This window comes from Salinimicrobium profundisediminis (assembly GCF_026241755.1).
GTDB classification, from domain to species: domain Bacteria; phylum Bacteroidota; class Bacteroidia; order Flavobacteriales; family Flavobacteriaceae; genus Salinimicrobium; species Salinimicrobium profundisediminis.
On sequence record NZ_JAPJDA010000001.1, the window covers coordinates 199,629 to 223,202 of the forward strand.

The following is a 23,574-nucleotide window of genomic DNA, read 5'->3' on the forward strand; positions in this document are numbered from 1 at the left end:
CACTTATTTTAAATTTCGGAAATTTAAGCAAAATGAATAAGATAGAACCCGCTTAAAATTTACTATGGGCAAAACAATAATTATCTCTAATCGCCTACCCTTACAAATAAATATTACCGAAGATGAAAAATTAGAAGTTACACCCAGCGTTGGTGGGCTTGCAACGGGACTTAAGAGTTTTCACCAGGAGGGAGACAGTATATGGATTGGATGGACCGGACTGGCTGCGGAAGATATTTCGGAAGGTTTGGAAGAGGAAGTGAAATCTGAAGCCAGGAAACAAGCCTGTGTACCTGTTTCTTTGACTACCGAAGAAATTGAAAAATTTTACTACGGCTTTAGCAACCGCACAATATGGCCTCTGTTCCATTACTTTATGGAATACACAGAGTTTCAGCCCGACCACTGGGAGGCCTACAAACAAGTGAATGAAAAATATGCCGAAGCTGTTGTTGAGCACCTCGATGATGATGATGTAGTGTGGGTGCATGACTACCAGCTCCTGTTACTGCCCGAGTACATCAGGAAAAAGAACCCGAAGGTTACCATAGGATTCTTTAATCATATCCCCTTTCCTTCTTCTGAAGTATTTCGCACCCTGCCGTGGAGGGAAGAAGTATTAAAAGGTATGCTGGGAGCCGATCTTATTGGCTTTCACACCTACGACTATGAAAGGCATTTTCTGCGTTCTGTAAACCGTATACTTAGGTATGACATCAACTTTAATAGTGTAAATATTGGAAGCCGCATCGTACGGTCTGATTCATTTCCTATGGGAATTGATTATAAGAAGTTCCGCACCGCAGCAAAAGAACATTTTAATCAGCCGCGAAGTGAGAATTCAGATATTCAGAAAAAGCTGGACTACCACAAATACGTGACCCGCAACACAAAGCTTATACTTTCTATAGACCGGTTGGATTATACCAAGGGTATAGCCAACAGGATAAGAGCCTTTGGTTATTTTCTTGAAAAGTATCCGGAATATCAGGAAAAGGTTAGACTTATCATGCTGGCGGTACCTTCACGGACCAATGTACCGCAATACCAGCTTTTAAAGAGGGAAATTGACGAACTGGTAGGCCGCATCAATGGAAAATTTGCTACTATCAACTGGACACCTATATGGTACTTTTACCGTTCTATGCCCTTTGAAAATCTTATAGATCTTTATACATCCAGTGATGTTGCGCTTATTACCCCAACCCGTGACGGGATGAACCTGGTGGCAAAAGAATATATCGCCACAAGAACAGACCAAACCGGAGTTCTAATTTTAAGTGAAATGGCGGGGGCAGCGCATGAACTCAATGAGGCACTTATCATCAACCCGAATAATTTTGAACAGATTGTAGATACCATTAAAATGGCTCTCGAAATGCCCGAAGAAGAGCAGGTGCGCCGCAACAAGATCCTTCAGAAGAGACTTAAGAGATATAACGTAGAAAAATGGGCCAAAGATTTTATGAAAAGCCTGAAAGAAACAAGAAGTTCCAGAAAAGCTTTTAAGGCAATACAGCTTTCAGAGAATGTAAAAAAAGACCTTTTTGACAAGTATAGTGCAGCCCAGCGCCGCATTTTGTTCCTAGATTATGACGGAACTCTTCGGAAATTTGTCGATAAACCCGAAGAAGCCATGCCCGACCCTGAGCTGCTCGAGTTGATTACCCGCCTTGGAGAACAAAAAAACACACGCGTAGTTCTTATAAGCGGAAGAGATAAAGAAACCCTGGGAACCTGGTGGAAAAATGTTCCTATAGAATTAATTTCTGAACACGGGGTATGGAACCGGCCGGTAAACGAGAAGTGGCAACTCACCGAGAACCTCAACAATAACTGGATGGCCTCGGTAAGACCGGTGCTGGAAACTTATGTAGACCGCACCCCCGGAACTTTTATCGAAGAGAAAAACTTCTCTCTTGCCTGGCATTACAGAAAAGCTAACCCCGAACTGGGCGAAGTTAGAGCCAATGAACTATCTGCCGTTCTTAAAGACATGATTGCAAATCATGGTCTTACCGTACTACAGGGGAATAAAGTACTTGAAATAAAGAACAGCGGTGTCAATAAAGGCAAGGCAGCCAACAAGCTACTGGTAGAAAAATACGATTTCATATTTGCCATTGGAGATGACTGGACAGACGAATATTTATTCACCGAACTCCCCGATCAAACAGTAAGCGTGAAAGTAGGACGAAACAAAACTGAAGCCAAATACTACATTGAAGATGTAGATGAAGTACGGGAACTCCTGGAGCAGTTTGTGAGCCTAACACATTAAAAAGCTCACTTTTTTTGTTAATAATGAGCAAAAATTGTTACTTAATTTAAATCAACCTTAACTGAACGATTTACTGCAAATCACCTTTATAGACTATCTTAGTAGTTGGATATAACACCATTATCAATTTAGAAAAAACTCAACATGAAAACAGGAAAAATTTTAGCAGGCATACTATCAGGAGCCGCAGTTGGTGCCATAGCAGCTTTATTATTTGCACCAAAAAAAGGATCTGAAACCCGTAAAGATATTGCTGACAGAGGTAACGAATATCTTTATGGAGCAAAAAGCAAATACAACGATCTCAGCGATAATCTTTCCCACAGGTATGATTCTGTAAAATCAAAATTAAAAGGAAAGCAGGAAAAGCTTGAGGCAGAAATGAATGGAGACGACAAGATCATCTACTAAGTTTTTCTTAGCACCACTAAGAGGTTGCTTTAAATGCTATAAAAAGTTTGTCTAAAATTGTAGACCTATCCCTATAGGTCTGTTTATCAGAAAAGGGATACAAACCAGGTTTAGATCAACGAAAATGGGGCTTTAAAACAGCCTCTTTTTTTTGCGCTATTTTCACTATTTTGCCTTTTAGAAATTTAAAAAATTATGTTCAAAAATGCCATTTTTGCCACCCTACTATTTTGCGGTTTATCCACTTATGCTCAAAAAGTAGCCCCGCCACAGGTAGATCTTCGAATCTATGATATCATCGAAGAAGTTTCGGCCAATGAAATTGAAGCCGACATTCGTCGCCTCGCAGGTTTTGGCACCCGGAACACCTTTAGTGACACCGTTTCTAATACCCGCGGTATAGGTGCTGCCCGCCGATTCATAAAATCTGATTTTGAAGAAATTTCCAGAAACTGTAATGACTGTCTTGATGTATTTTATCAAAAAGATTTTGTCACCAAAGAAGGAAATGACCGTGTTCCAAAAGATGCATGGGTGGTAAATGTAGTTGCGGTGCAAAAAGGTTCAAAGTATCCCAATCGGTATATTATCATGAGTGGTGATATAGATTCCCGTGCCAGCAATACGATGGATTTTACCACAGATGCTCCCGGCGCCAATGACAACGCCAGCGGAATGGCAGGAGTTATGGAAGCGGCCCGTGTACTCTCAAAATACGATTTTGAGAACAGCATCATTTATCTGGGCTTGTCGGGAGAAGAACAAGGGCTTTTTGGCGGCCGCGGATTTGCAAAAATGGCAAAAGATAAAGGCTGGGAAATCATTGGAGTGCTTAACAATGACATGATAGGTAACATTGAAGGAGTAGACGGCGTTATTGACAATCGCACTTTCAGGATCTTTTCTGAACCCGTGCCTCCTACCGAAACTGAAAGGGAGCGGAATATGAGGAGGTTCTATGGCGGTGAAGTAGATGGTATTTCCCGTCAACTGGCAAGGTATGTACACCGTACTACCCAAACCTATATGCCCGAAATGAACCCAATGATGGTCTACAGGCTGGATAGGTTTGGCCGTGGTGGGCACCACCGTCCTTTTAACGATCTTGGTTTCCCCGGAATCAGAATAATGGAAGCCCACGAAAAATACACGCAGCAACACCAGGATATACGTACCGAAAATGGCATTGAATATGGAGATGTTATTGAGCACGTAAACTTTTATTATGCTGCCAAACTCACTGCAGTGAATGCAATTACCATGGCCAGCCTTGCCTGGGCACCTCCTGCCCCAAAAAAGGTAGCTATTGGTGGGATTGTTGAACCTTCAGCAAAATTAAAATGGGAAAAAGTAGTGGGAGACAATGTTGCCGGCTACAAGGTTTACTGGAGAGACACTACTGCGCCACAGTGGGAGCATTCAAGATTTGTGGGTGATGTAGACAATTTTACTCTTAAAGGCATTGTGATTGACAACTTCTTCTTTGGCGTCTCAACAGTGGGAAAAAACGGAAATGAAAGCGTGGTGGTATTTCCATCGGCTACTTTCTGATAAAAAATAATGCTCTAAAATGTCATTTTTGAGTAGGGATCACACGATCCCTATTTTTTTTGAATGTGCAATGGCTTTTCCGCTATCGGCAAAATAGCAGGTAGCCACCCCAAGATCCTCAATGTTCTCCAGGACTTCTTTCACCTTTGATTTTTGTTTTTTTGAGGTTTGCCGAATATAAATGGCCCTAATGTTCATAGGAAACATTTTGGTGACCCGCTCATAAAGGTGAGGGTCCTGCTGGGAATCATCTCCCATTAGCACATACTGAAGCTGAGGATAAAAAGAAATAATGTCTTTTATCTTAATAAATTTATGGTCGTGCCCGCCCCTGCCGGTAAATAGAAAATCCCCTAGACCGGTTTTGATACTCTTTAGTTTAATGACGGCTTTTGGCAGTCCATGTTTCCGGGCAAACTGCAGAATGAATTCGTAGAGGTTCCATTCACTGCTCGAAACATAGAAAAAAGAGTTGAACTGCCCTTCCTCCTGCCCTGCACGGCTCAAAGCCCGGTAATGTGGCACCACATCATCAAAAACTTCCCTGTTATCAATATTCTGGGTAAGAATTACATAGAGTTTCTTGAAAAAATTCTGGGTATGGGAAATCAGAAAAGTATCGTCAATATCCGATATAATTCCCAGTTTACTTTTGAAAGGCTTCAGCAGCTCCCCCCGCTCAACCACCCCTTTTTCCCCTATTTTACAGGAAACTGAATACTCATGCCAGCCGCTCTCTAAAAATTTATTATACGGAAGGTTAAACCTGAAGTAACCGTCATCTGTAGTTTTGGTAACAACTTCCAGCTCTTTAAAATTCAACTGGATAGTGGCATTTTTGATGGGGCTGATGGTAAACATTTTATAAACAGATTTGGCATGTCTGTAACCCCTGCGGTCTATTTCATATTTATCTGGTGCCCACGATTTAAAAACATGGCCGAAGACTACCAATTCCTGATCATTTACATAGCCGCGATAAAGCTTTATGTCTAGCTTCATATTACATTATTTTTAACTGCCATTCCTTCCCAAATTACTTATTTTTGAGCACAAGCTCAATAAAATGGCCGAATTTAGCAGGGTTTTAATGGTTGTTAATCCTATTTCGGGAGGAAAAGATAAATCTGACATTGTTGAAGAAGTAGAAAAGCAGGTGTCGGGGAGAAATCTTGAACTCGAAATTTATTATACCTCCGGAAAATGGGATAAAGAAGCTTTATTTTCTGTCATTGAAGAGTACGACCCTCAGCGTATAATATCGGTAGGAGGTGATGGTACGATTAAATTGATTGCAGAGCTACTTACTGATGATTCCATTCCCATTGGGATCTTTCCTGCCGGTTCTGCTAACGGGCTTGCCGAAAACCTCAACCTGGACAGGAATAATGCCGAATTAACCCGCATTGCCCTGGGAGAAAAGTTTAAATTAATAGATGCCATCCTCATCAATGATGAACTATGCCTTCATATTAGTGACATTGGCCTTAATGCAGCTTTAATCAAAAATTATCAGGAAGGAAATATCCGCGGAAAGCTGGGATATCTCATACAGTCTATACCTACCCTAATTAAAAGCGATTTCCCTTTTCAGTTTAATATAGAAGTAGACGGTAAGGAAATTTCCCGTAAAGCTGTGCTCATCGCTGTGGCCAATGCAAAAAAGTACGGAACAGGATCTAAGATCAACCCAAACGGCAGGTACGACGACGGTAAATTCGAGATCCTCATCTTTAAAGAATTCAACATCCCTCAAATTCTTCAAACCTTCAGGGAAAATGTAGAAATCGATGAAGATTTCCTTGAAATTATTTCAGCAGTAGAGACCCGCATTTACAGCCAAAAAAATATCCCTTTCCAAATTGACGGAGAGTACCGGGGAGACGTTAAAGAAGTAACTGCACGAATCTCTCCCATCAAGATTAAAATTGCAGTTCCGTAAAAATATTTTCATCTATCTTCTTCTACACTGGCATTAATGCAATTAATTTGCTCTTTTAATGCTTAATTAACAATACTTTAGGCTGCCATTAATTAAAATAGCTTTCAAAATCAGTAATTTAGAGATCAATCTAACTAATAAAAAAAAGAAGAATTATGGCAGAGATCAAGATCGAAAAGAAAAAACCAATTTGGCCCTGGATCATCCTGGTTCTTGTTATCCTGGCAATCTTATACTTTTTAGTATTTGCCGATGACGACAACGATTTGGATGATGTACAAACCGAACAGGTAGAAGAAACCACCTGGGAGGAAGATGCTGAAACCACCACCTGGGATGACCAAACCGACACCACAGGATGGGAAAATACCGGGGATACACTTTCCGGAACAGGAGGAGTATCTGGTTACCTGGCTTACATTGGAGATGAAAGCAAAATGGGTATAGACCATGAGTATACCAATAAGGCTATCATTCACCTTATGAATGCAGTACAGGCAAAAGCTGATGAAATGAATTATGACATTAGTGCCGACATGCAGGCTGTAAAACAGGATGCTCAACAAATACAGCAAGATCCTATGGCATTGACCCACGCAGACAAGATAAAAACAGCCGGAACTAAACTGGCAAACATTATCGAAAAGATGCAAAAGGAAAAATATCCAAATCTTTCCGACGATGTTAATGAAGTAAAAACTGCAGCACAAGACATCAATACCTCTACCCCAACCCTGGAACAGAAAGACCAGGTCAAGGAGTTCTTTGATGAGGCAGGTGATGTTTTAAGAAAAATGAGCTAAAAATAAAAAAGAGAGATTATGACAGATAGAAAAGAAAATAAAAAGCATTTATATTACCTCAACGAACTTTCCGATTTTAAAGTGGATAGTGACGATCCCGATGTAAGGGGTTGGCCCGTCAAAGATGTGGACAACAGAGTGGTAGGAAAGGTAGACAACCTCCTGGTAAGCAAAGAAAAAAGGAGAGTAGTGTATCTGGACGTTGAAGTGGATAAAACCATTATTGAAGCTAACCACGATCCTTACGGGAAACCGGCATCTGGCAATGTTCATGAGTTCATAAACAAGGAAGGTGAAAATCACCTCATCCTGCCTATAGGGCTTGCAAGATTAAACGTGGATGACAAGTTTGTATATACAGACAAAATTGACCACCGCACTTTTGCAGAAACCAAGAGGTATGAAAAAGGTTATGACATTGACCGTGATTATGAAATAGTTGTCTTAGAATCTTATAACAGGGATGACAACTATGATCGTGACAATGACAGAACTGTAGATCGCAATAATGATCTGGATGAGGAAAGAAGAAGAATGAGAGAAGGAGATCGCGATAAAGATCATCACGGAGAAGGAAAAATAGCCGGTAGAAGCGGAAGTATTGCTGATAGTGATAGCAGAAGCGTAGACCGCGACCGTGATGCCCTTACAGGCAATGAAAGCGGAAAATACTCCGATCGCCGCTCCAGCGGAACAATTCCTGAAGACGACTCTTTCTATGACAGAGGAGAATTTGATAGAACCAAGTATCGCAGATAGTAAACAGAATCTGTAAGAAGACAAGGGCTTTTAAAAAGTTATAAGTATTCCATATTTTAAAGAATCTCGAGAAACCTTTATGGGATCTCCAGTGTACAAATGGAATCCTGAACTGCTTTTTAAAAGCCTTTTTTTAATTTGATTTTTCACCTATGAACTACAAAAAGATAAGCTTCACCAATTCTGACGGTCTGGAGCTTTCAGGTTATCTGGAACTTCCTTTAAACACGCACCCTCACAGCTATGTGCTATTTGCCCATTGTTTTACCTGCAATAAGAATTTCTTTGCGGTAAAGAATATTGCCAGGGCTTTATCGGCTAAAGGTTACGGGGTACTGCGTTTTGATTTTTCGGGTCTTGGTGAAAGTGATGGCGAATTTGCAAATACAACATTTTCAGGAAACGTGGAAGATCTACTGGCAGCTGCCGATTTTCTTGCTTCAGAATATGCAGCCCCCGAGATGCTTATAGGTCACTCCCTTGGCGGGGCAGCAGCGATCTTTGCTGCCAATAAATTGCCTTCTGTAAAAAGTGTAGTTACTATTGGCGCTCCGTCTTCTCCCGTACATGTAAAACATTTGCTGAGATCAAATCTTGATGAGATAGAGAAGAATGGTGTGGCCGAAGTCAACGTAGGCGGCAGAAACTTTACGATTAAGAAAAATTTTCTTGAAGATATTAATACCCATGACCTCAGTCATTTTGCCCGCGATCTCAAAAAGGCCTTTTTGATCATGCATTCTCCTCAAGACACGGTGGTTAATATCAGCAATGCCGAAACCCTTTACAAAAGTGTAAAGCACCCTAAAAGTTTTCTTTCTTTAGACGGTGCAGATCATTTACTTACCAATAATGAAGATTCAAAATATGCGGGAGATGTAATTGCCTCCTGGGCCTCACGATACCTGGAAATCCCTGAAGATAAAGAGCTAAAAACCGACCACCAGGTAGTAGCCAACCTTGGCAAGGAAGGTTTTACCACTCAAATGAGAGCAGGAAGGCACTATTTCACTGCCGATGAACCTAAATCTTTTGGAGGAGAAGATTTTGGCCCTTCTCCCTATCAACTCCTTTCAGCAGGTCTTGCTTCCTGTACTTCTATGACCATCCAAATGTATGCCAGTCGCAAAAAATGGCCTCTGGTTAATGTAGAAACTCATGTAGACCACAAGAAAACTCATGCTGAAGATTGTGAAAACTGTGAAAGAAACACGGCTAAAATTGACATTTTTGAGAGGGAAATTGTTCTTGAAGGTAACCTTGATGAACAGCAGCAACAAAAATTACTGGAAATAGCCGATAAATGTCCGGTCCACCGAAGCCTTTCCAATAAAGTAAATATTACCACCCATCTTAGAAAAATATAACATCAGGGAGATGTATTCTGAAATGTGGGCATAAAGGAAAATCAGAATTTAGTTCAGGAAATACAGGCGTTTTGAGACCTCGGGAAATCTGTTTTTCTATGAAAGAGCAATAGATTTCGGGAGGGAAGCTTTACTGCTCGCAGTGTTAAGCTCTCCTTAAATTTTTGGCTGTCCATTGTCCATATTCTATTTTAGTCGATTGTTACTAACTTAAACTAACTAATATGAAACGTATAGGAATATCTGCAGTTTTGGCAGCAGCTTTAGTGCTCACCAGTTGCAAAAACGAGAATCAAACCGCTGATGAACGTGTTGATGAGCACACCAACCTCACTCAACAAGAAGAAGAGGCAGGACCTGGTGATACCTATGTACAGGATGAGTTAACACTACAAATGGAGCCAAGAAGCGGCAGTAATGTTTCGGGAACCATCACTTTTGTTCAGGAAAACGACGAGGTGACTATGACCGCCGAACTTACAGGTCTTGAAGAAGGAATGCACGCAATTCACCTTCACGAAAACGCCGATTGTTCTGCCGAAGATGGTACCTCTGCAGGAGGTCACTGGAATCCTACATTTGAAGATCATGGAGAATGGGGTGATGCAGGAGGATATCACCGTGGTGATATCGGAAATTTTGATGTAAACTCTAATGGAGAAGGTAGTGTAACTTTCACTACAGATGAATGGTGTATAGGATGTGATGATGAGAAAAAGAATATCTTGAACAAAGCCGTTATCGTTCACGCGGGAGTAGATGATTATACTTCACAGCCCAGCGGAAATGCCGGTACCAGAATAGGTTGCGCAGAGATCAAAATGTAGATCTTTTTTATTCTAAAAAAATAAGAGGCTGTCTTAAACCATTTTAAGACAGCCTCTTTGCATTAAATCAACACTTAAACTTCTATCAATCTTTAAGATCAAAGCGATCAAGACTCATTACCTTATCCCAGGCTTTTACAAAGTCTTTTACGAATTTCTCTTTTGAGTCATTCTGTGCATAAACTTCGGCCAGGGCGCGAAGTTCAGAGTTAGATCCAAAGATAAGATCTACACGGGTTCCCGTCCATTTCACTTCTTTAGTCTTACGGTCGCGACCTTCAAATACTTTTTGAGAATCATCTTTGGCTGCCCAGGTAGTGGTCATGTCAAGTAAGTTCACAAAAAAGTCGTTGGTAAGCTGCCCGGGACGTTTGGTATAAACACCGTGCTGTGACCCGTCATAATTAGCCCCCAGTACTCGCATTCCTCCTACCAGCACAGTCATTTCTGGCGGAGTAAGAGCAAGCAATTGTGCCTTATCTACCAGCATTTCTTCAGCCGAAGTTGAAATATATTCACTTTGCTTCACATAATTTCTGAAACCATCTGCTCTTGGCTCAAGTGGTTCAAAAGCTTCAGCATCTGTCTGCTCTTCTAAAGCATCGGTTCTACCCGGTGCAAAAGGAACACCCACATCATAACCTGCCTCTTTAGCTGCCTTTTTCACAGCAAGATTTCCGGCAAGAACGATAAGATCTGCAAGGGATATCTTTTTATTCCCTTTTTGAGCTTCATTGAATTGCTTCTGAATTTCTTCAAGTTTATTCAACACTTCCTGAAGCTGCGGCGGATTATTAACTTCCCAGTGTCTTTGTGGTGCAAGACGAACACGGGCTCCATTGGCTCCCCCACGCTTATCAGAATTTCTAAACGTAGAAGCCGATGCCCAGGCAGTCGAAACCAATTGAGATATAGTTAATCCTGAAGCGAAGATCTTTTTCTCCAGTTCAGCAATATCTTCACGGTCTATCAATTCGTGATCTACTTTTGGAAGCGGATCCTGCCAAATTAGTTCTTCAGAAGGTACTTCAGGACCAAGATACCTTGAAAGAGGTCCCATATCGCGGTGCGTCAATTTATACCAGGCTCTGGCAAAAGCATCTGCGAACTCCTTCGGGTTTTCATGGAAATGTTTCGAGATCTTGTAATACTCAGGGTCTTCCCGTAAAGCAATATCCGAAGTTAACATGAAGGGTGCATGTTTCTTGTTAGGATCGTGAGCATCGGGGATCACTCCCTCTCCAGCCCCGTCTTTTGGTTTCCATTGCCATGCGCCCCCAGGCCCTCTATAACACTCCCACTCGTAACCAAAGAGGTTATCAAAGAAGTAATTGCTCCATTTGGTAGGAGTTTGTGACCATGCTCCTTCAAGCCCACTTGTGATAGTGCTTCCGGCATTTCCGGTACCAAATTTATTCTTCCAGCCCAATCCCATTTCAGTAATATCGGCACCTGCAGGTTCTGCACCTACATGCTCTACAGGATCGGCTGCCCCGTGGGTTTTTCCGAAGGTATGCCCTCCGGCAATTAGTGCTACGGTCTCATAATCGTTCATTGCCATACGGCCAAAGGTCTCACGAATGTCCTGTGCAGAACCCAGCGGATCTGGATTTCCGTTTGGACCTTCAGGATTCACATAGATGAGCCCCATGTGAGAAGCTGCAAGAGGTTGCTCCAGTTTATTGTCTTTGGCATAGCGTTCTTTATTTCCTACCCATTCTCCTTCAGAACCCCAGTAAATATCTTCTTCAGATTCCCAGATGTCTTCCCGGCCCCCGGCGAAACCAAAAGGCTCCAAGCCCATAGATTCCAGGGCCACATTTCCGGTAAGGATCATAAGATCGGCCCAGGAGATCTTTCTTCCATATTTTTGTTTGATAGGCCACAGTAAAAGACGGGCTTTATCAAGGTTGGCATTATCTGGCCAGCTGTTGAGCGGTGCAAATCTTTGAGAACCCGAACTAGCGCCCCCACGGCCATCACTTATACGATAGGTCCCGGCGCTGTGCCAGGCCATCCTTATAAAAAGTCCGCCGTAATGCCCAAAATCGGCCGGCCACCAGTCCTGCGAATCGGTCATTAATTCGTGCAGGTCCTTTTTTACAGCCTTTAAGTCAAGGCTTTTAAATTCTTTGGCATAATCAAAATCCGCATCCATAGGATCGGAAAGATTGGAGTGCTGTCTTAATATATGTAGGTTTAACATATTTGGCCACCAGTCGCGGTTTGAAGTACCGCTTCCGGCAGTTTTGTCTACCGCCCCCCCAAGGAAAGGACATCTGCTGGATTCGTTCACTTCCCAGGCTTTGTGAGTACCCGGAGAATTACGGTGTTCGTTCTGTGCCATATTTAATGATTTTTAGTTAATATTTGAATATAAAAATACAATAATTTGACCTTATAGCTTTCATGAAACCATTGGAAAAATTGATAATCACACTCAAAAAAATCGATAATTGGACAAAAATTTACCCATAGAAAATAATTATGGTATTTTAAGAAGCTATAGTAAAACACTTTCACTTATTCTTCTATTTAGGTTCCAAAGATGTTTATAAATTTGTCTACTATGACAAGAGCTCTTTTCCTAATTATCTTCAGCCTTACTCCGGCAATTCTTTCTGCACAATTGGTGAACATTGAATCCAAACGCATGCAGACCGACTCAATAAGGTTTACCCTCAACGCCGATTTTTCTTTCAACCACACCAATAATGATGGAGAACAGGTCAATCAAATTGATGCTGCGCTTAGCACACAGCTTAAATCGAAAGACCTAAAGAAGATCTATTTTTTCCTGGGCAACTATAAGGTCATAGATTCCGAAGAGGGAAACCTACAAAATGCCTGGTTCCTTCACGGCAGGTTTAATTATAAGTTGAATGACCTATTAAGATTAGAATCGTTTTTACAGGGGCAGTACAACCAGTTGCTGGTGGTAGAACAACGGAACCTTATAGGAGCAGGACTCCGGTGGAAATGGGTAGATAAAGAACGTTTCACCGGCTATGCAGGTAATAGCTATATGTATGAAGTGGAGTTTAGCGAACAGGCGGGAACCACTAATTATAATCACCGTAACAGCACATATCTCACTTTATCGTACACCCCAAAATCCCAAAAATTTTCTATTGCCAATACTGTTTATTATCAGCCGCTGTACAGAGAACTGGGTGACTACCGAATCCTGGAACAATTCAGGCTTGATGTTCCCCTGTCTTCCTGGCTAAAGGTATTTACTCTTTATAACTATTACTATGACAGTAAAACTCCACTGAAGACCGAAGAATACACCTCAGACCTTAATATTGGGGTAGGGATTGGTTTTTAAAGGCTCTTGCCTCCTTCTACTTAACAATAAAATTCAGCTGGTCTACTCCCGTATTGCCACTCATGCTGTCATAAGCATAAATCAGCAGCTCGTACATTCCCGGCTCCAGTGTAGTTTCCGTAGAAAAAGTACTGGGCTTCTCCCCTGCCTTAAGCTGCAGCTCTTTCACTTCTCTGCCTTCACTGCTTAGCACGGCAGTAATCTCGTATTGATCTGCATCCCAAATGCCGCCGGGAGTAATGGGGCAACCACACATCATCACCACATTTGCTTTAATTTCTACATTTTCGCTGCTTATCCGCTCATGGGTTTGAGGAGAGAGTATATCTACCACAAAACCCGGCACCTCCAGCACAAGCCCATCTCCGGTAATATCTTTGCCGGGCAGCAGCCACAACTGGGTGCTGCTCGTAACCCGCGCCTGCTTCTTGTTGTAGGGTGCAATAGCTTCAACGGTCACAAAAACCGGTGCTTCCAGATTCAATTTCGCCAGGAACCCTGCAGTGTTTTCGTCGGTTAGCCGTTCATGCCTGGAATGGGGCTGCTGCATAATGAGCCGGGTGTCTCCGGTGCTGCCACTGGTCATGCCACTTGCCAGCAGCTCCCCGGTTTCAGCGTTTTTGATAATGATCCTGGCTCCTCCAATCGAGCTTCCAATAAATTTGGCGTCTTTAGACCTCACCCTTACCATCACTTCGGTTTCCTGTGCCTGTAGTGGGGGAATGATCAAAAGAATTCCCAACACCAGTATTAATTTAGAATACAATGTTCCCATTTTGCAGTTTTAATCCTCCTAATTTACATTAACGGGCTGAGATGTAAAAAAATACCAACAGGTTTTGAAGCTTTCCCTTTCGGTTTTAGCAGTATTTAATTTTCTAAGATCCCTGCGGAAAGTTACCTTTCAAAAATGGCATTTTTAGCTCCTCTTTTCCTGCGGAAATTAATCCGAGAAAAGCATCTTCCGAAGCCAATTAAAAAACTGCAATTGCATGTTTAGTGCATCAAATACCTGAAGTTTTCGAAAATCTGAAACCTTTTGCGCCAAAAATGCTCTTGATAGCGAGTAAAATCTTCAAAAAGGTGATTCCTAAGCTTTATTTCTCCGGAAAAATCTGCTTTCAGGATAATTCTACTGACGCCTGATGGGCAGGGAGACCTTCAAAAAATACTATCTTTATATTCTGAATTTCCCATCATGAAAAAGCTCTTTTTCCTCTCCATATTATTAGTATTTATCGCCGCTTGCAGCAAAGATGATGATACTTCTAAAAGTCCGGAACCCACACCTCCCGTTTCAGAAGAGGAGTTGCCGGTAAGGGCGGTTGATATTTCGGCTTTTCCCGAAATCAATGCTGCCGGAACCATTTTTTATAATACAGCAGGTCAAAAAGAGGATTTTTTAGACATTTTAAAGGCATCTGGAGTGAATACGGTGCGGCTTAGATTGTGGATTGATCCTGCCCAGGGACATTCTGGTTTTGAAGAAGTAAAGTTGTTTTCCCAAACCCTTCGGAATAAAGGATTCGCTGTCTGGCTCACCTTACATTACTCCAATACGTGGGCTGATCCGGGAAATCAAACAAAACCTGAAGCCTGGAAAGATCTTTCTTTTGATGCTCTCAAAAAGCAGGTGCATGATTATACCGTCCTGATTTCAGAAGAAATTAAGCCCGAATATATACAGATAGGAAACGAGATCAATTCCGGAATTCTTTTTCCGGAAGGAAATATTTCAAAGCACCCCAACCAGTTTCTGGAGCTTGTAGCAGCAGGAGTAACTGCTGTGCGAGAGACCCATCCCGATTCAAAGATCATCGTCCACTTCGCCGGACTCGACAATGCCGATTGGTTTTTTGGGCAGGTTGCAGGCATCGATTATGATATTATTGGTCTTTCTTACTATCCTATCTGGCACGGCAAAGACCTCGATCTATTAGAGAACAGCATAAATTCTCTGGCTTCAAAGTACAACCGCCAGGTAGTCATTGCAGAAACAGCCTATCCTTTTACCCTCGATTATAATGACTGGACCAGCAACATCGTAGGCCTTAACGAGCATTTGATACCGGGATATGCCGCTTCGGCACAGGGACAAAAAGAATATCTTGAAACCATTGTTCAAATGCTGAAAGGATCTGACGCAGCCATCGGATTTTCTTACTGGGGTGCCGAACTCGTCGCCTGGAATGGTGCAGAATCTACACAGGGATCTCCCTGGGAAAATCAGGCCCTATTTGATTTTAACAACAAAGCCCTGCCTGTACTGGAAGTTTTTAATCTTCAATAAATGGTTTAGGCTATATGCTTCAGAAAAACGCCAAACTTTTATTACGATTCGCCTTTTTCATATTTAACCTCCTGATATACAATGAAAATAACAACAGATTAACATTACTTCAGAAGAAAGTGCTCTAAATTAGTGAATACTAACTTTTAAAATTAAAAAGTAATGAGAGTACTTAAGAAAAATCTGTATACAACCCTTCTGGTACTGTTTGCACTTGTTTTAGCAAGCTGCGGATCGGCCAAAAAAACCGGTGATGACCTGGTTACAGATGCCCAGCAGGAAAAAGCCATGATAGAAAGAGAATTTCCAATGATGACCAGTTATTTTGACGAGGCTGCAGGCTATGCAATTTTCCCTAACGTTGGTAAAGGCGCATATATTATTGGAGGAGCTTCGGGGAACGGGGCAGTTTATGAAAACGGAAATCTTGTAGGCTACGCCGATCTAAAACAGGTAGATGTGGGGTTGCAACTGGGAGGAAAAGCTTTTGTAGAAGTCCTCTTTTTTGAGACTGATGAAGCCCTGGAACAATTTAAGGACGGAAGTTACAAACTGGAAGCAAATGCTTCTGCAGTGATCCTGGATAAAGGTTTTTCTGAAGACCTCAACTTCAAAGATGGCGTAGCCGTAGTAACCGTTCCTAAAGGAGGTGCAATGGCCGGAATTTCGGTTGGAGGTCAAAGATTTGAATTTAATCCTGTACAGTAGGAAATATTTTCAGTAGAAATATAAAGCTGCCTCAAAAGTCTTTACACCTCATAATCTCAAAATAAGAAATGGAGCGTGGCGAAAAAAAGGGTTTTTGAGGCAGCTTTTCTTCGTTTAAAAGTATATGATTTGAATAAGTTTACTCCTGAATAAAGCGAGTATTAGCTGCCACTGTCAAGCGCTGCTGTTTGTAACCGCTTTACAGGTAGCTCCCCGTTCTCTATCATTTTCACGGTGTGATCGTATCCCACTTTAATGATCTCTGTAATCTTACTGAAATCTAGAAGGGTATAATTTTGCATTTTTGGAGGATCTATCACCACATCGCACAATTCCATTTCAGGTTTGGTATTTTGGGTGATTCCAAGGTTGATGGCTCGCTCCATTATACTGCGCGGACCCGAAAAATCACTTTTTGGGCCGGCAAAATTAACGTGAGAGCCTATCAAATACCGGCATTTTTCCCTGATAGCCGAGGCAGGAAGATTGCAAAGGAGTCCGCCGTCCACATAGTTTCCCTCTTCCAGGACTATAGGCGCAAAAAAACCGGGAACAGAGCAACTGGCTATGATATAGTCAAACAAGGCTCCACTACTCCGCATTTCCCCACAGCCCTTGTTGAGGTTTGAAAGCGCCAGGTAAAATGGCTTTTTCAGGCTTGAAAAATCATCTTCAGGGATATATTTTTCCAGGGCCACTTTCATTTTTTCCAACTTGTAAAGTCCGGTTCGCCTCCAGGAGAAATTGGTCATTTTTGAGAAAGTCTCTTCAGTAAGGATGGTCTGGATCTTTTCGGGGGAATATCCTGCTGCATAAAGTACCCCCACAACCGCACCCATGCTGGTACCCGAAATGATTTGTGGTTCAATTCCGTGTTCGTGAAGGGCTTTTAACACTCCTACATGCGCATAACCGCGGGCACTACCGCCGCTAAGGGTAATCCCAACTTTGTACTCGTATTTTTTTCTGAAGGGAAAGATTTCCGATAAGTTCAAGCGCTATGTTTTAGGTGGTTCAACGCCTGCAAGATACTATTTTTGATAATTGTTCTTTTGATATAATTAAAAGGTCCTGCCAAATTCTCTTTCAGGAATAAAGACCTGACACCGCTCTTTAAAACTCAATCCAAAAGTTAATACCTGGAAGATTTCAGAAGTAAAAAGATCACCTCCCAAAAATGCCATTTTTGACACCTCGCTAAACTATTGTATGCAAATAAAAAAGCTGTAACTTTAGAATTCTTCCTCTTTAAAGCTGTAAATCACAGATTAAGACTGGAATTTTAACCTAAATACGAAGAATAGCTGAAGCCAAACTTTATCAAATATAGTTCCCCTGCCTGTTTTCAAACTCTATCTGCGGGTTGGGTTCAGATAACTGTTTCCTCATTTCTCCTACTCCTTTCCTCGTGCACGCCTAAGATCGCACCCCAGGAAGCCCCCATTCCTCAACCTGAAGCATTTACAGTTTCAGGAACAGTTCCCGTGCCAGATGAATGGTGGCGCAGTTTTGAAGACCCTGTTCTTGATTCCCTTGTACAACAGGGGCTTCAGGAGAATTTATCACTTGCTGGAAGCTGGCAGGAATACCAGGCTTCTCTCGCAGTTGTAAAAAGGGAAAAATCCTTTCTTTTTCCGCAGATAGATGCCTTTGCAGGAGTTGCAAAAGACAGGGGTCGTGAAAATTTTTCTGAAGATTTACAATTACAAACCGGTCTTGCCGCTTCTTATGAACTGGATCTATGGGGGCGGGTTCGCGCCGGGGTACAGGCTGAAAAGTATACTGCTGAAGCTTTTCTTTACGACTACCGGGCTGCTGCCATGACTATTTCGGCCGGGATTGCCAATACCTGGTACCAACTCCTCACTGCCCGAAAGCAACTGGAGCTTGTAGAAGAACAAATAAATACCAATGAAGATATCGTAAAGCTGATTCGTGCACGGTTTGCGGGCGGCCAGATACGTGCGGTAGACATTCTACGACAGGAACAGTTGCTGGAAAGCACCCGTGATCAAAAAATTCTTTATGAAACAAATCTCGAATTATTAGAGAATCGCCTCTTGGTTTTGCTGGGTCGCCCTCCGCAGAACGCAACATATTTAAGAAATGGAATGCTACCCGCCCTGCCACCACTTCCGCAGACTGGCCTACCCCTGGAACTCATTCGTCGCCGGCCCGATCTACAGCAGGCTTACAACCTTGTTTTGGCTGCCGACAGGGAGATGGCATTTGCCGTAAGAAGCAAATTCCCGGTGATCTCTCTTGATGCCAGTGGCAGTTTTCGGGCTGAGAATGTAAGCAATCTTTTTGAAAACTGGACCTACAGCCTGGCAGGAAACCTCCTGGCGCCGCTTATCTATGGCGGAAGATTATCGGCCGAAGTAGACCGTGCAGAAGCGGTTAAAAATCAGCTACTCTATGAATATGGGCAGGCTGTTCTTATCGCTTTTGAAGAAGTAGAAAATGCGCTGCTCCGGGAAAAGAAGCAAAGAGAAAGACTGGAGGTACTCGAGCGAAGGCTTGAACTGTCTACCAAAACATCGGGGCAGTTAAGAATAGAATTTTTGAACGGATTAAGTCCGTATCTTGATGTACTACTGGCACTTGATGAACAACAACAATTAGAAAGAGAAATGCTTGAAGGAGAGCAGGAGCTACTTGAAATACGTATAGGACTATACAGGGCTTTGGCAGGAGCCTTTGAAAATCCACAAGAAACCGACCTTTAAATAAAGTTTATGAGCACCAAAAAGATCGTTCTTATTTGCGCAGGCATCGTAGTCCTGGCCATAGCCGTGACCGCCTTTATATTTATGAGCGAACCCACAGCTCAAAGAGAAGGAGCCACCCGGGAAATGGCAATGCTGGTAAGCGTTACCCGTGCCGAAGCTGGTAATTTCTCCCCCTCGCTGTTGGCCACGGGCACAGTAGAGCCGGTAGAAGATGTGATTATTAGTGCCCGGGTGGGCGGTGAGGTGGTGCGTCGCTCCCCTGCCTTTGTACCGGGCAGAACGGTAAAAAAGGGGGAACTGCTGCTACAAATTGACCCTGCAGATTATCGGAATCAGCTTGAGTTACGGCAAAGCGAGTTACTCCAGGCGCAGACAGAACTTGATGTTGAAATGGGAAGGCAGGAAGTGGCCCAGCAGGACCTTGACCTGGTAGGTAACCAAACCCTTACGCCACAGGAGCGGTCTCTGGTGTTGCGCCAACCTCAGCTCAACGCTGTAAAGGCAAGGATAAAAGCTGCACAGGCAGCAGTAGATCAGGCAAAACTCGATCTTGCCCGCAGTACCATCCGCGCTCCTTTTGATGCACATATTATTACACAGAATGTGACCACCGGTTCGCAGGTGGCTCCGGGGGAAGATCTTGGTCGCCTTGTGGGCACAGAAAAATACAGGGTAATCTTAAGTATGCCGGTCTCCCGCTTAAGATGGTTGCGATTTCCTGATTCAGAAAATGAGAAAGGCTCTTCAGTGCGCATAAGGAACACCGCTGCATGGCCACCGAACACCTTTAGAACAGGCTATCTTGACAGTCAGGTGGGCGCACTTGATAACCAAACCCGAATGGCGAGAGTTCTTGTGGAAGTTCCCGATCCACTTGCACAAACTACCGCCAAAGGAAAACCGGAACTCATTATAGGCACTTTTGTGGAATCCCTGGTGGAAGCAAACGAAATTACAAACGTAGTGCGGCTTAACAGAGATTATCTGCGTGAGAACAATAAGGTATGGGTTATGGAAGATGGAAAACTCTCAATAAAGGAAGTTGAAGTTCTTTTAACCGATAATCAATATGTTTATATAAGTAAAGGGCTGGAGGGCGGAGAAAAAGTGATCACCACCAATTTAAGTACAGTAGCCGAAGGAGTAGCTGTGCGCACCGAAAGAGATTCAGCTTCCCACAACAACCCAACCCAAAATGACAGTTTAAATTAATGGGCGCAAAAGAGTCAAATACCCGCAAGGAAGGAGTCATTGCTTATATGGCGCGCAACTCTATTGCCGCCAATTTGATGATGGTTCTTCTTATAGCAGGCGGGATTTGGACCATGTTGCAAATTCAGAAGGAGGTTTTTCCGCAGTTTCAGCTCGATTATGTAAATGTGAACGTACAATATCCCGGTGCTGCTCCTGCCGAAGTTGAACAGGGAATCCTGCTACCGGTGGAAGAGGCCATTCGCGGAATACAGGGAATAAAAGAGATCGTCTCCACTGCCAGGGAAGGTTCGGGTCAGGTGGAAATTGAACTTATAGCCGGCAGTGATCGCATGAAGGTCTTTCAGGATATAGACCAGGCGGTAAGCCGCATACGCACCTTCCCAGATGATATTGAACAGCCCCAGGTTAGCCTGCAGCTGCAACAACAGGACGTGATGGAGATCAGCCTTTATGGACAGGTAGACATCTGGACGCTGCGGCAGCTGGGGGAACAACTGCGTAACATCCTGCTGAGTAACCCTAATATCACTCAGGTAGAACTGGGAAATGTGCCCAACTATTTTACTCATATCGAAATTCCGCGGAATAATCTGCGTAAGTACAACCTTACATTAGATCAGGTAGCACAAATTGTAGCCGAATCAAGCGAAGATGTTCCGGCGGGAGCTGTGGAGACCGCTACAGGTGAGATCCTGCTCAGGATGAAGGAAAGAAAGCAATGGGCAGACGAATTCAGAAAAATTGCGATAATAAATTCCGATTCGGGCGCAAAGGTGACCCTGGGGGAGATCGCTACAGTAACAGATGGTTTTGAGGAAACCGGGTTCCATGGCCAGTTTAACAGGGAACCGGCAGTAAGCCTGAGCATTTACCGGGTAGGCGATCAATCTCCTCTTGACATTGCCGACGAGGTATATACGATCCTTGAAGAATATCGCCTCCCGCCCGGAGTGAAATACCGCATTGACAGCAATCGTGCAGAAGATTATAATGAACGCCTCTCCCTGCTCACAGAAAATGGTCTTATGGCAATAGGGATTGTGCTTATCATCCTTACGCTTTTCCTGGAGTACCGTCTCGCCTTTTGGGTAATGATGGGAATGTCTATTTCTTTTATTGGTGGGATTATTTTTCTTCCACTTGTGGGGGTAAGCATCAACATGATCTCCATGTTCGGGTTCCTGGTGGTACTGGGAATAGTGGTCGATGATGCCATTGTTGTGGGTGAGAACGTTTATGAATACCGTAAGAAAGGTCTTAGCCCCATAAATGCAGCAATAGCCGGGACCAAAGATGTCTCCCGCCCGGTGGTTTTCAGTATAGCCACAACCATTATTGCTTTCGTTCCTTTACTGCTCATGCCGGGGGAAACAGGTAAATTCTGGTGGCCGCTTCCGGTAGTTGTGATCGTGATCCTCGCCGTCTCCCTGCTTGAGGCACTTTTCATTCTTCCCTCCCATCTTGGCCATTTAAAAGAGAAGAAACCTAAAGGCTGGGCCTTAAAACTTGAAAACCTGCAGCAAAAATTTGCCAATGCCTTTGACAGGTTTGTACAAAATTATTACCGCCCTCTTCTGGACAAGTCTCTAGAATACCGTTATATCACACTCACAGTTGCCATTGCACTCTTGATCATGGTTGGAGGATATGGCTACAGCGATCACATGGGTATGATCATGATGCCTGAAGTAGCCGCAGACGAGATTGAAGCCGGAGTACGCCTTCCGGAAGGCACCACTACCCAACAAGCAGCAAAAGTAGCAGAACAGATCACCAATTCTACCTTCGAAATGTTTGAAGAATATGATCTCTATGAAGTAGCCGAAGGCGTAAAAACTAATGTAAGGGGGCAGAATTTTATAGATGTTGAGATTGTAATGAAACCGCCTGATGAACGCACTACCACTGCGAAAGAAGTGATTGCCCTTTGGCGGGACAATATTGGAGAGATAGAAGGGGTAGATCAAATAACTTTTGAAGCCGAAAGAGGTCCCGGAGGTTACCAACAGGCCATAAGCGTTGATCTTAGCCATACCAGCATTGATGTGCTGGAAAAAGCCAGTACAGCTTTTTCTGAAAGACTTGAAGCTTTTGAAAACACACGGGACATTAGTGACAACTACAATAAAGGAAAGCAGCAGTTTGATTTTAAACTCCTTCCCGAAGGCCGTAATCTTGGCCTCACCTCCAACGAAGTGGGGCGGCAGGTAAGAGATGCTTTCTACGGTGCGCTTGCTATGAGGCAAATGCGAACTACCAATGAAATAGAAGTGCGCGTAAAATTACCTTTAGAAGAAAGGCGGGATATCCAAAATCTTGAAAACTTCCTCATTAGAACACCTCAGGGCGTAGAAGTACCTTTGCTGGACGTGGTGCGGATTGAACAGGATGAAGCCTTTAGCAGCATCAACAGGCGCGATGGCAGGCGCGTGGTAAGTGTGGGGATGGACGTGGAGCCGGCCAACACAGTGGGCCAGGTGCTGGCAGCAATCCAGAATGAGGTGCTACCTCAGCTAAGGGCTGATTTTCCCGGGCTCACCTGGACCTTTGAAGGTAGCCAGGCCGATATGCGCGAATCTACAAATTCCCTGTGGAGCACCTTTTCGATGGCTATGTTAATTATCTATGTACTTCTGGCTATCGCCTTTAGCAGTTACGCCCAGCCGCTCATCGTTATGGCCGCTATCCCGTTTGGAATAGTAGGTGCCGTGATTGGGCATATTTTACTGGGTTACGACCTTTCACTGGTAAGTCTTATGGGGGTTATCGCTTTGACCGGCGTCGTTGTGAATGACAGCTTGATCATGATAGACTATGCCAATAAAAAGCGGGAAGACTGTTCGGTTTATGAGGCAATTCACGAGGCGGGGCTCAGGCGTTTCAGGCCTATTATACTTACAACACTCACCACCTTTGGAGGTTTGACCCCCATAATCCTGGAGACATCCAGCCAGGCATATTACCTAATTCCAATGGCTATTTCTCTTGGGTTCGGGATCATTTTTGCCACTTCCATCATTTTGTTGATCGTCCCCTGCCTTTATCTAATCTTAGAGGATGCCAAATTATATATGAAACATCGGCGTACCGTAGAGCGGAATATTTCTTCGGAAAATACCTGAAATGCCTGTAAATCTAAAAGCTTCCTTAACAGCCTTAACAGCTCGCCTGAATTTTCTTATCTTTAGGTCTACACTATTGAAACAGAATAACAGATCTCAAAAATGCCATTTTTGGCACCCAATACAGCAGAACCTTCAGCCGGACAAGATGACTAGAATACGCTTCCAAAATCCTATTTTTAAAACGAACTACTTCATTCTCTTCAGTTTAATCTTGAGCCTTCAGTTTTGGCCC

At 43.2% G+C, this 23,574-nt stretch carries 18 protein-coding genes; 14 read left to right on the top strand and 4 right to left on the bottom strand.

Features of this window, described 5'->3' with window-relative positions:
- Positions 1 to 64 precede the first annotated feature (64 nt).
- The 3 genes from OQ279_RS00735 (at position 65) to OQ279_RS00745 (ending at position 4,243) form a co-directional block, all read left to right on the top strand.
- Positions 65 to 2,281, top strand: coding sequence for a bifunctional alpha,alpha-trehalose-phosphate synthase (UDP-forming)/trehalose-phosphatase (locus OQ279_RS00735; RefSeq protein ID WP_266067834.1), 2,217 nt, complete (start codon positions 65 to 67; stop codon positions 2,279 to 2,281).
- A 144-nt stretch (positions 2,282 to 2,425) separates the two neighbouring features.
- On the top strand, positions 2,426 to 2,692 hold the full coding sequence (locus OQ279_RS00740; protein ID WP_266067835.1) for a YtxH domain-containing protein: 267 nt from the start codon (positions 2,426 to 2,428) through the stop codon (positions 2,690 to 2,692).
- A 195-nt stretch (positions 2,693 to 2,887) separates the two neighbouring features.
- A complete protein-coding gene (locus OQ279_RS00745; protein ID WP_266067836.1) occupies positions 2,888 to 4,243 on the top strand; it encodes a M28 family peptidase in 1,356 nt (451 codons plus the stop codon).
- 39 nt (positions 4,244 to 4,282) lie between these two features.
- Here the strand turns inward: OQ279_RS00745 and OQ279_RS00750 are convergent, their stop codons facing one another.
- Positions 4,283 to 5,245, bottom strand: coding sequence for an App1 family protein phosphatidate phosphatase (locus OQ279_RS00750; RefSeq protein WP_266067837.1), 963 nt, complete (start codon positions 5,243 to 5,245; stop codon positions 4,283 to 4,285).
- 64 nt (positions 5,246 to 5,309) lie between these two features.
- Here OQ279_RS00750 and OQ279_RS00755 point away from each other — a divergent pair, with 64 nt between their 5' ends.
- The 5 genes from OQ279_RS00755 (at position 5,310) to OQ279_RS00775 (ending at position 9,941) form a co-directional block, all read left to right on the top strand.
- Entirely contained in the window at positions 5,310 to 6,185 is an 876-nt protein-coding gene (locus OQ279_RS00755; RefSeq protein WP_266067838.1) for a diacylglycerol/lipid kinase family protein, read from the top strand.
- Between the two features lie 155 nt (positions 6,186 to 6,340).
- Complete coding sequence (locus tag OQ279_RS00760; protein ID WP_266067839.1) at positions 6,341 to 6,988, top strand: hypothetical protein; 648 nt, start codon at positions 6,341 to 6,343, stop codon at positions 6,986 to 6,988.
- 18 nt (positions 6,989 to 7,006) lie between these two features.
- Positions 7,007 to 7,747, top strand: coding sequence for a hypothetical protein (locus OQ279_RS00765; RefSeq protein ID WP_266067840.1), 741 nt, complete (start codon positions 7,007 to 7,009; stop codon positions 7,745 to 7,747).
- A 152-nt stretch (positions 7,748 to 7,899) separates the two neighbouring features.
- Entirely contained in the window at positions 7,900 to 9,114 is a 1,215-nt protein-coding gene (locus OQ279_RS00770; protein ID WP_266067841.1) for a bifunctional alpha/beta hydrolase/OsmC family protein, read from the top strand.
- Between the two features lie 224 nt (positions 9,115 to 9,338).
- Positions 9,339 to 9,941, top strand: coding sequence for a superoxide dismutase family protein (locus OQ279_RS00775; RefSeq protein WP_266067842.1), 603 nt, complete (start codon positions 9,339 to 9,341; stop codon positions 9,939 to 9,941).
- Between the two features lie 85 nt (positions 9,942 to 10,026).
- On the opposite strand, the gene katG is transcribed toward OQ279_RS00775, so the two are convergent.
- Positions 10,027 to 12,288: a catalase/peroxidase HPI gene (katG, locus tag OQ279_RS00780; RefSeq protein WP_266067843.1), complete on the bottom strand. Its 2,262-nt coding sequence runs from the start codon at positions 12,286 to 12,288 to the stop codon at positions 10,027 to 10,029.
- 222 nt (positions 12,289 to 12,510) lie between these two features.
- Here katG and OQ279_RS00785 point away from each other — a divergent pair, with 222 nt between their 5' ends.
- Positions 12,511 to 13,272 carry a DUF481 domain-containing protein gene (locus OQ279_RS00785; RefSeq protein WP_266067844.1) on the top strand — a complete coding sequence of 254 codons (762 nt, stop codon included), beginning with the start codon at positions 12,511 to 12,513 and terminating at the stop codon, positions 13,270 to 13,272.
- Between the two features lie 16 nt (positions 13,273 to 13,288).
- Here the strand turns inward: OQ279_RS00785 and OQ279_RS00790 are convergent, their stop codons facing one another.
- A complete protein-coding gene (locus OQ279_RS00790; protein WP_266067845.1) occupies positions 13,289 to 14,047 on the bottom strand; it encodes a hypothetical protein in 759 nt (252 codons plus the stop codon).
- 423 nt (positions 14,048 to 14,470) lie between these two features.
- On the opposite strand from OQ279_RS00790, the gene OQ279_RS00795 reads away from it, so the two are divergent.
- Both OQ279_RS00795 and OQ279_RS00800 read left to right on the top strand, forming a co-directional pair.
- A complete protein-coding gene (locus OQ279_RS00795; protein WP_266067846.1) occupies positions 14,471 to 15,562 on the top strand; it encodes a glycoside hydrolase family 53 protein in 1,092 nt (363 codons plus the stop codon).
- Between the two features lie 162 nt (positions 15,563 to 15,724).
- Positions 15,725 to 16,270, top strand: a complete 546-nt coding sequence (locus OQ279_RS00800) for a lipid-binding SYLF domain-containing protein (RefSeq protein ID WP_266067847.1) — start codon at positions 15,725 to 15,727, stop codon at positions 16,268 to 16,270.
- 161 nt (positions 16,271 to 16,431) lie between these two features.
- On the opposite strand, the gene OQ279_RS00805 is transcribed toward OQ279_RS00800, so the two are convergent.
- A complete protein-coding gene (locus OQ279_RS00805; protein ID WP_266067848.1) occupies positions 16,432 to 17,265 on the bottom strand; it encodes a patatin-like phospholipase family protein in 834 nt (277 codons plus the stop codon).
- A 378-nt stretch (positions 17,266 to 17,643) separates the two neighbouring features.
- On the opposite strand from OQ279_RS00805, the gene OQ279_RS00810 reads away from it, so the two are divergent.
- The 3 genes from OQ279_RS00810 to OQ279_RS00820 are packed head-to-tail and all read left to right on the top strand — an operon-like array spanning position 17,644 to position 23,339.
- The gene (locus tag OQ279_RS00810; RefSeq protein WP_266067921.1) at positions 17,644 to 18,999 is read left to right on the top strand and encodes an efflux transporter outer membrane subunit; all 1,356 of its coding nucleotides are present in this window, start codon (positions 17,644 to 17,646) and stop codon (positions 18,997 to 18,999) included.
- A 9-nt stretch (positions 19,000 to 19,008) separates the two neighbouring features.
- The gene (locus OQ279_RS00815; RefSeq protein ID WP_266067849.1) at positions 19,009 to 20,214 is read left to right on the top strand and encodes an efflux RND transporter periplasmic adaptor subunit; all 1,206 of its coding nucleotides are present in this window, start codon (positions 19,009 to 19,011) and stop codon (positions 20,212 to 20,214) included.
- Positions 20,214 to 23,339 (top strand): efflux RND transporter permease subunit, encoded by a 3,126-nt coding sequence (locus OQ279_RS00820; protein ID WP_266067850.1) that lies wholly within the window; start codon positions 20,214 to 20,216, stop codon positions 23,337 to 23,339. Before OQ279_RS00815 ends, OQ279_RS00820 begins: the two co-directional genes overlap by 1 nt.
- Positions 23,340 to 23,574: the final 235 nt, after the last annotated feature.

Bases quoted from the DNA above. Each gene is read 5' to 3' on its own strand.
- OQ279_RS00745 (WP_266067836.1), top strand. From the start codon at position 2,888: ATGTTCAAAAATGCCATTTTTGCCACCCTACTATTTTGCGGTTTATCC.
- OQ279_RS00735 (WP_266067834.1), top strand. From the start codon at position 65: ATGGGCAAAACAATAATTATCTCTAATCGCCTACCCTTACAAATAAAT.
- OQ279_RS00765 (WP_266067840.1), top strand. From the start codon at position 7,007: ATGACAGATAGAAAAGAAAATAAAAAGCATTTATATTACCTCAACGAA.
- OQ279_RS00750 (WP_266067837.1), bottom strand. From the start codon at position 5,245: ATGAAGCTAGACATAAAGCTTTATCGCGGCTATGTAAATGATCAGGAA.
- OQ279_RS00795 (WP_266067846.1), top strand. From the start codon at position 14,471: ATGAAAAAGCTCTTTTTCCTCTCCATATTATTAGTATTTATCGCCGCT.
- OQ279_RS00815 (WP_266067849.1), top strand. From the start codon at position 19,009: ATGAGCACCAAAAAGATCGTTCTTATTTGCGCAGGCATCGTAGTCCTG.
- OQ279_RS00775 (WP_266067842.1), top strand. From the start codon at position 9,339: ATGAAACGTATAGGAATATCTGCAGTTTTGGCAGCAGCTTTAGTGCTC.
- OQ279_RS00740 (WP_266067835.1), top strand. From the start codon at position 2,426: ATGAAAACAGGAAAAATTTTAGCAGGCATACTATCAGGAGCCGCAGTT.
- katG (WP_266067843.1), bottom strand. From the start codon at position 12,288: ATGGCACAGAACGAACACCGTAATTCTCCGGGTACTCACAAAGCCTGG.
- OQ279_RS00760 (WP_266067839.1), top strand. From the start codon at position 6,341: ATGGCAGAGATCAAGATCGAAAAGAAAAAACCAATTTGGCCCTGGATC.
- OQ279_RS00800 (WP_266067847.1), top strand. From the start codon at position 15,725: ATGAGAGTACTTAAGAAAAATCTGTATACAACCCTTCTGGTACTGTTT.
- OQ279_RS00820 (WP_266067850.1), top strand. From the start codon at position 20,214: ATGGGCGCAAAAGAGTCAAATACCCGCAAGGAAGGAGTCATTGCTTAT.
- OQ279_RS00785 (WP_266067844.1), top strand. From the start codon at position 12,511: ATGACAAGAGCTCTTTTCCTAATTATCTTCAGCCTTACTCCGGCAATT.
- OQ279_RS00790 (WP_266067845.1), bottom strand. From the start codon at position 14,047: ATGGGAACATTGTATTCTAAATTAATACTGGTGTTGGGAATTCTTTTG.
- OQ279_RS00755 (WP_266067838.1), top strand. From the start codon at position 5,310: ATGGCCGAATTTAGCAGGGTTTTAATGGTTGTTAATCCTATTTCGGGA.
- OQ279_RS00770 (WP_266067841.1), top strand. From the start codon at position 7,900: ATGAACTACAAAAAGATAAGCTTCACCAATTCTGACGGTCTGGAGCTT.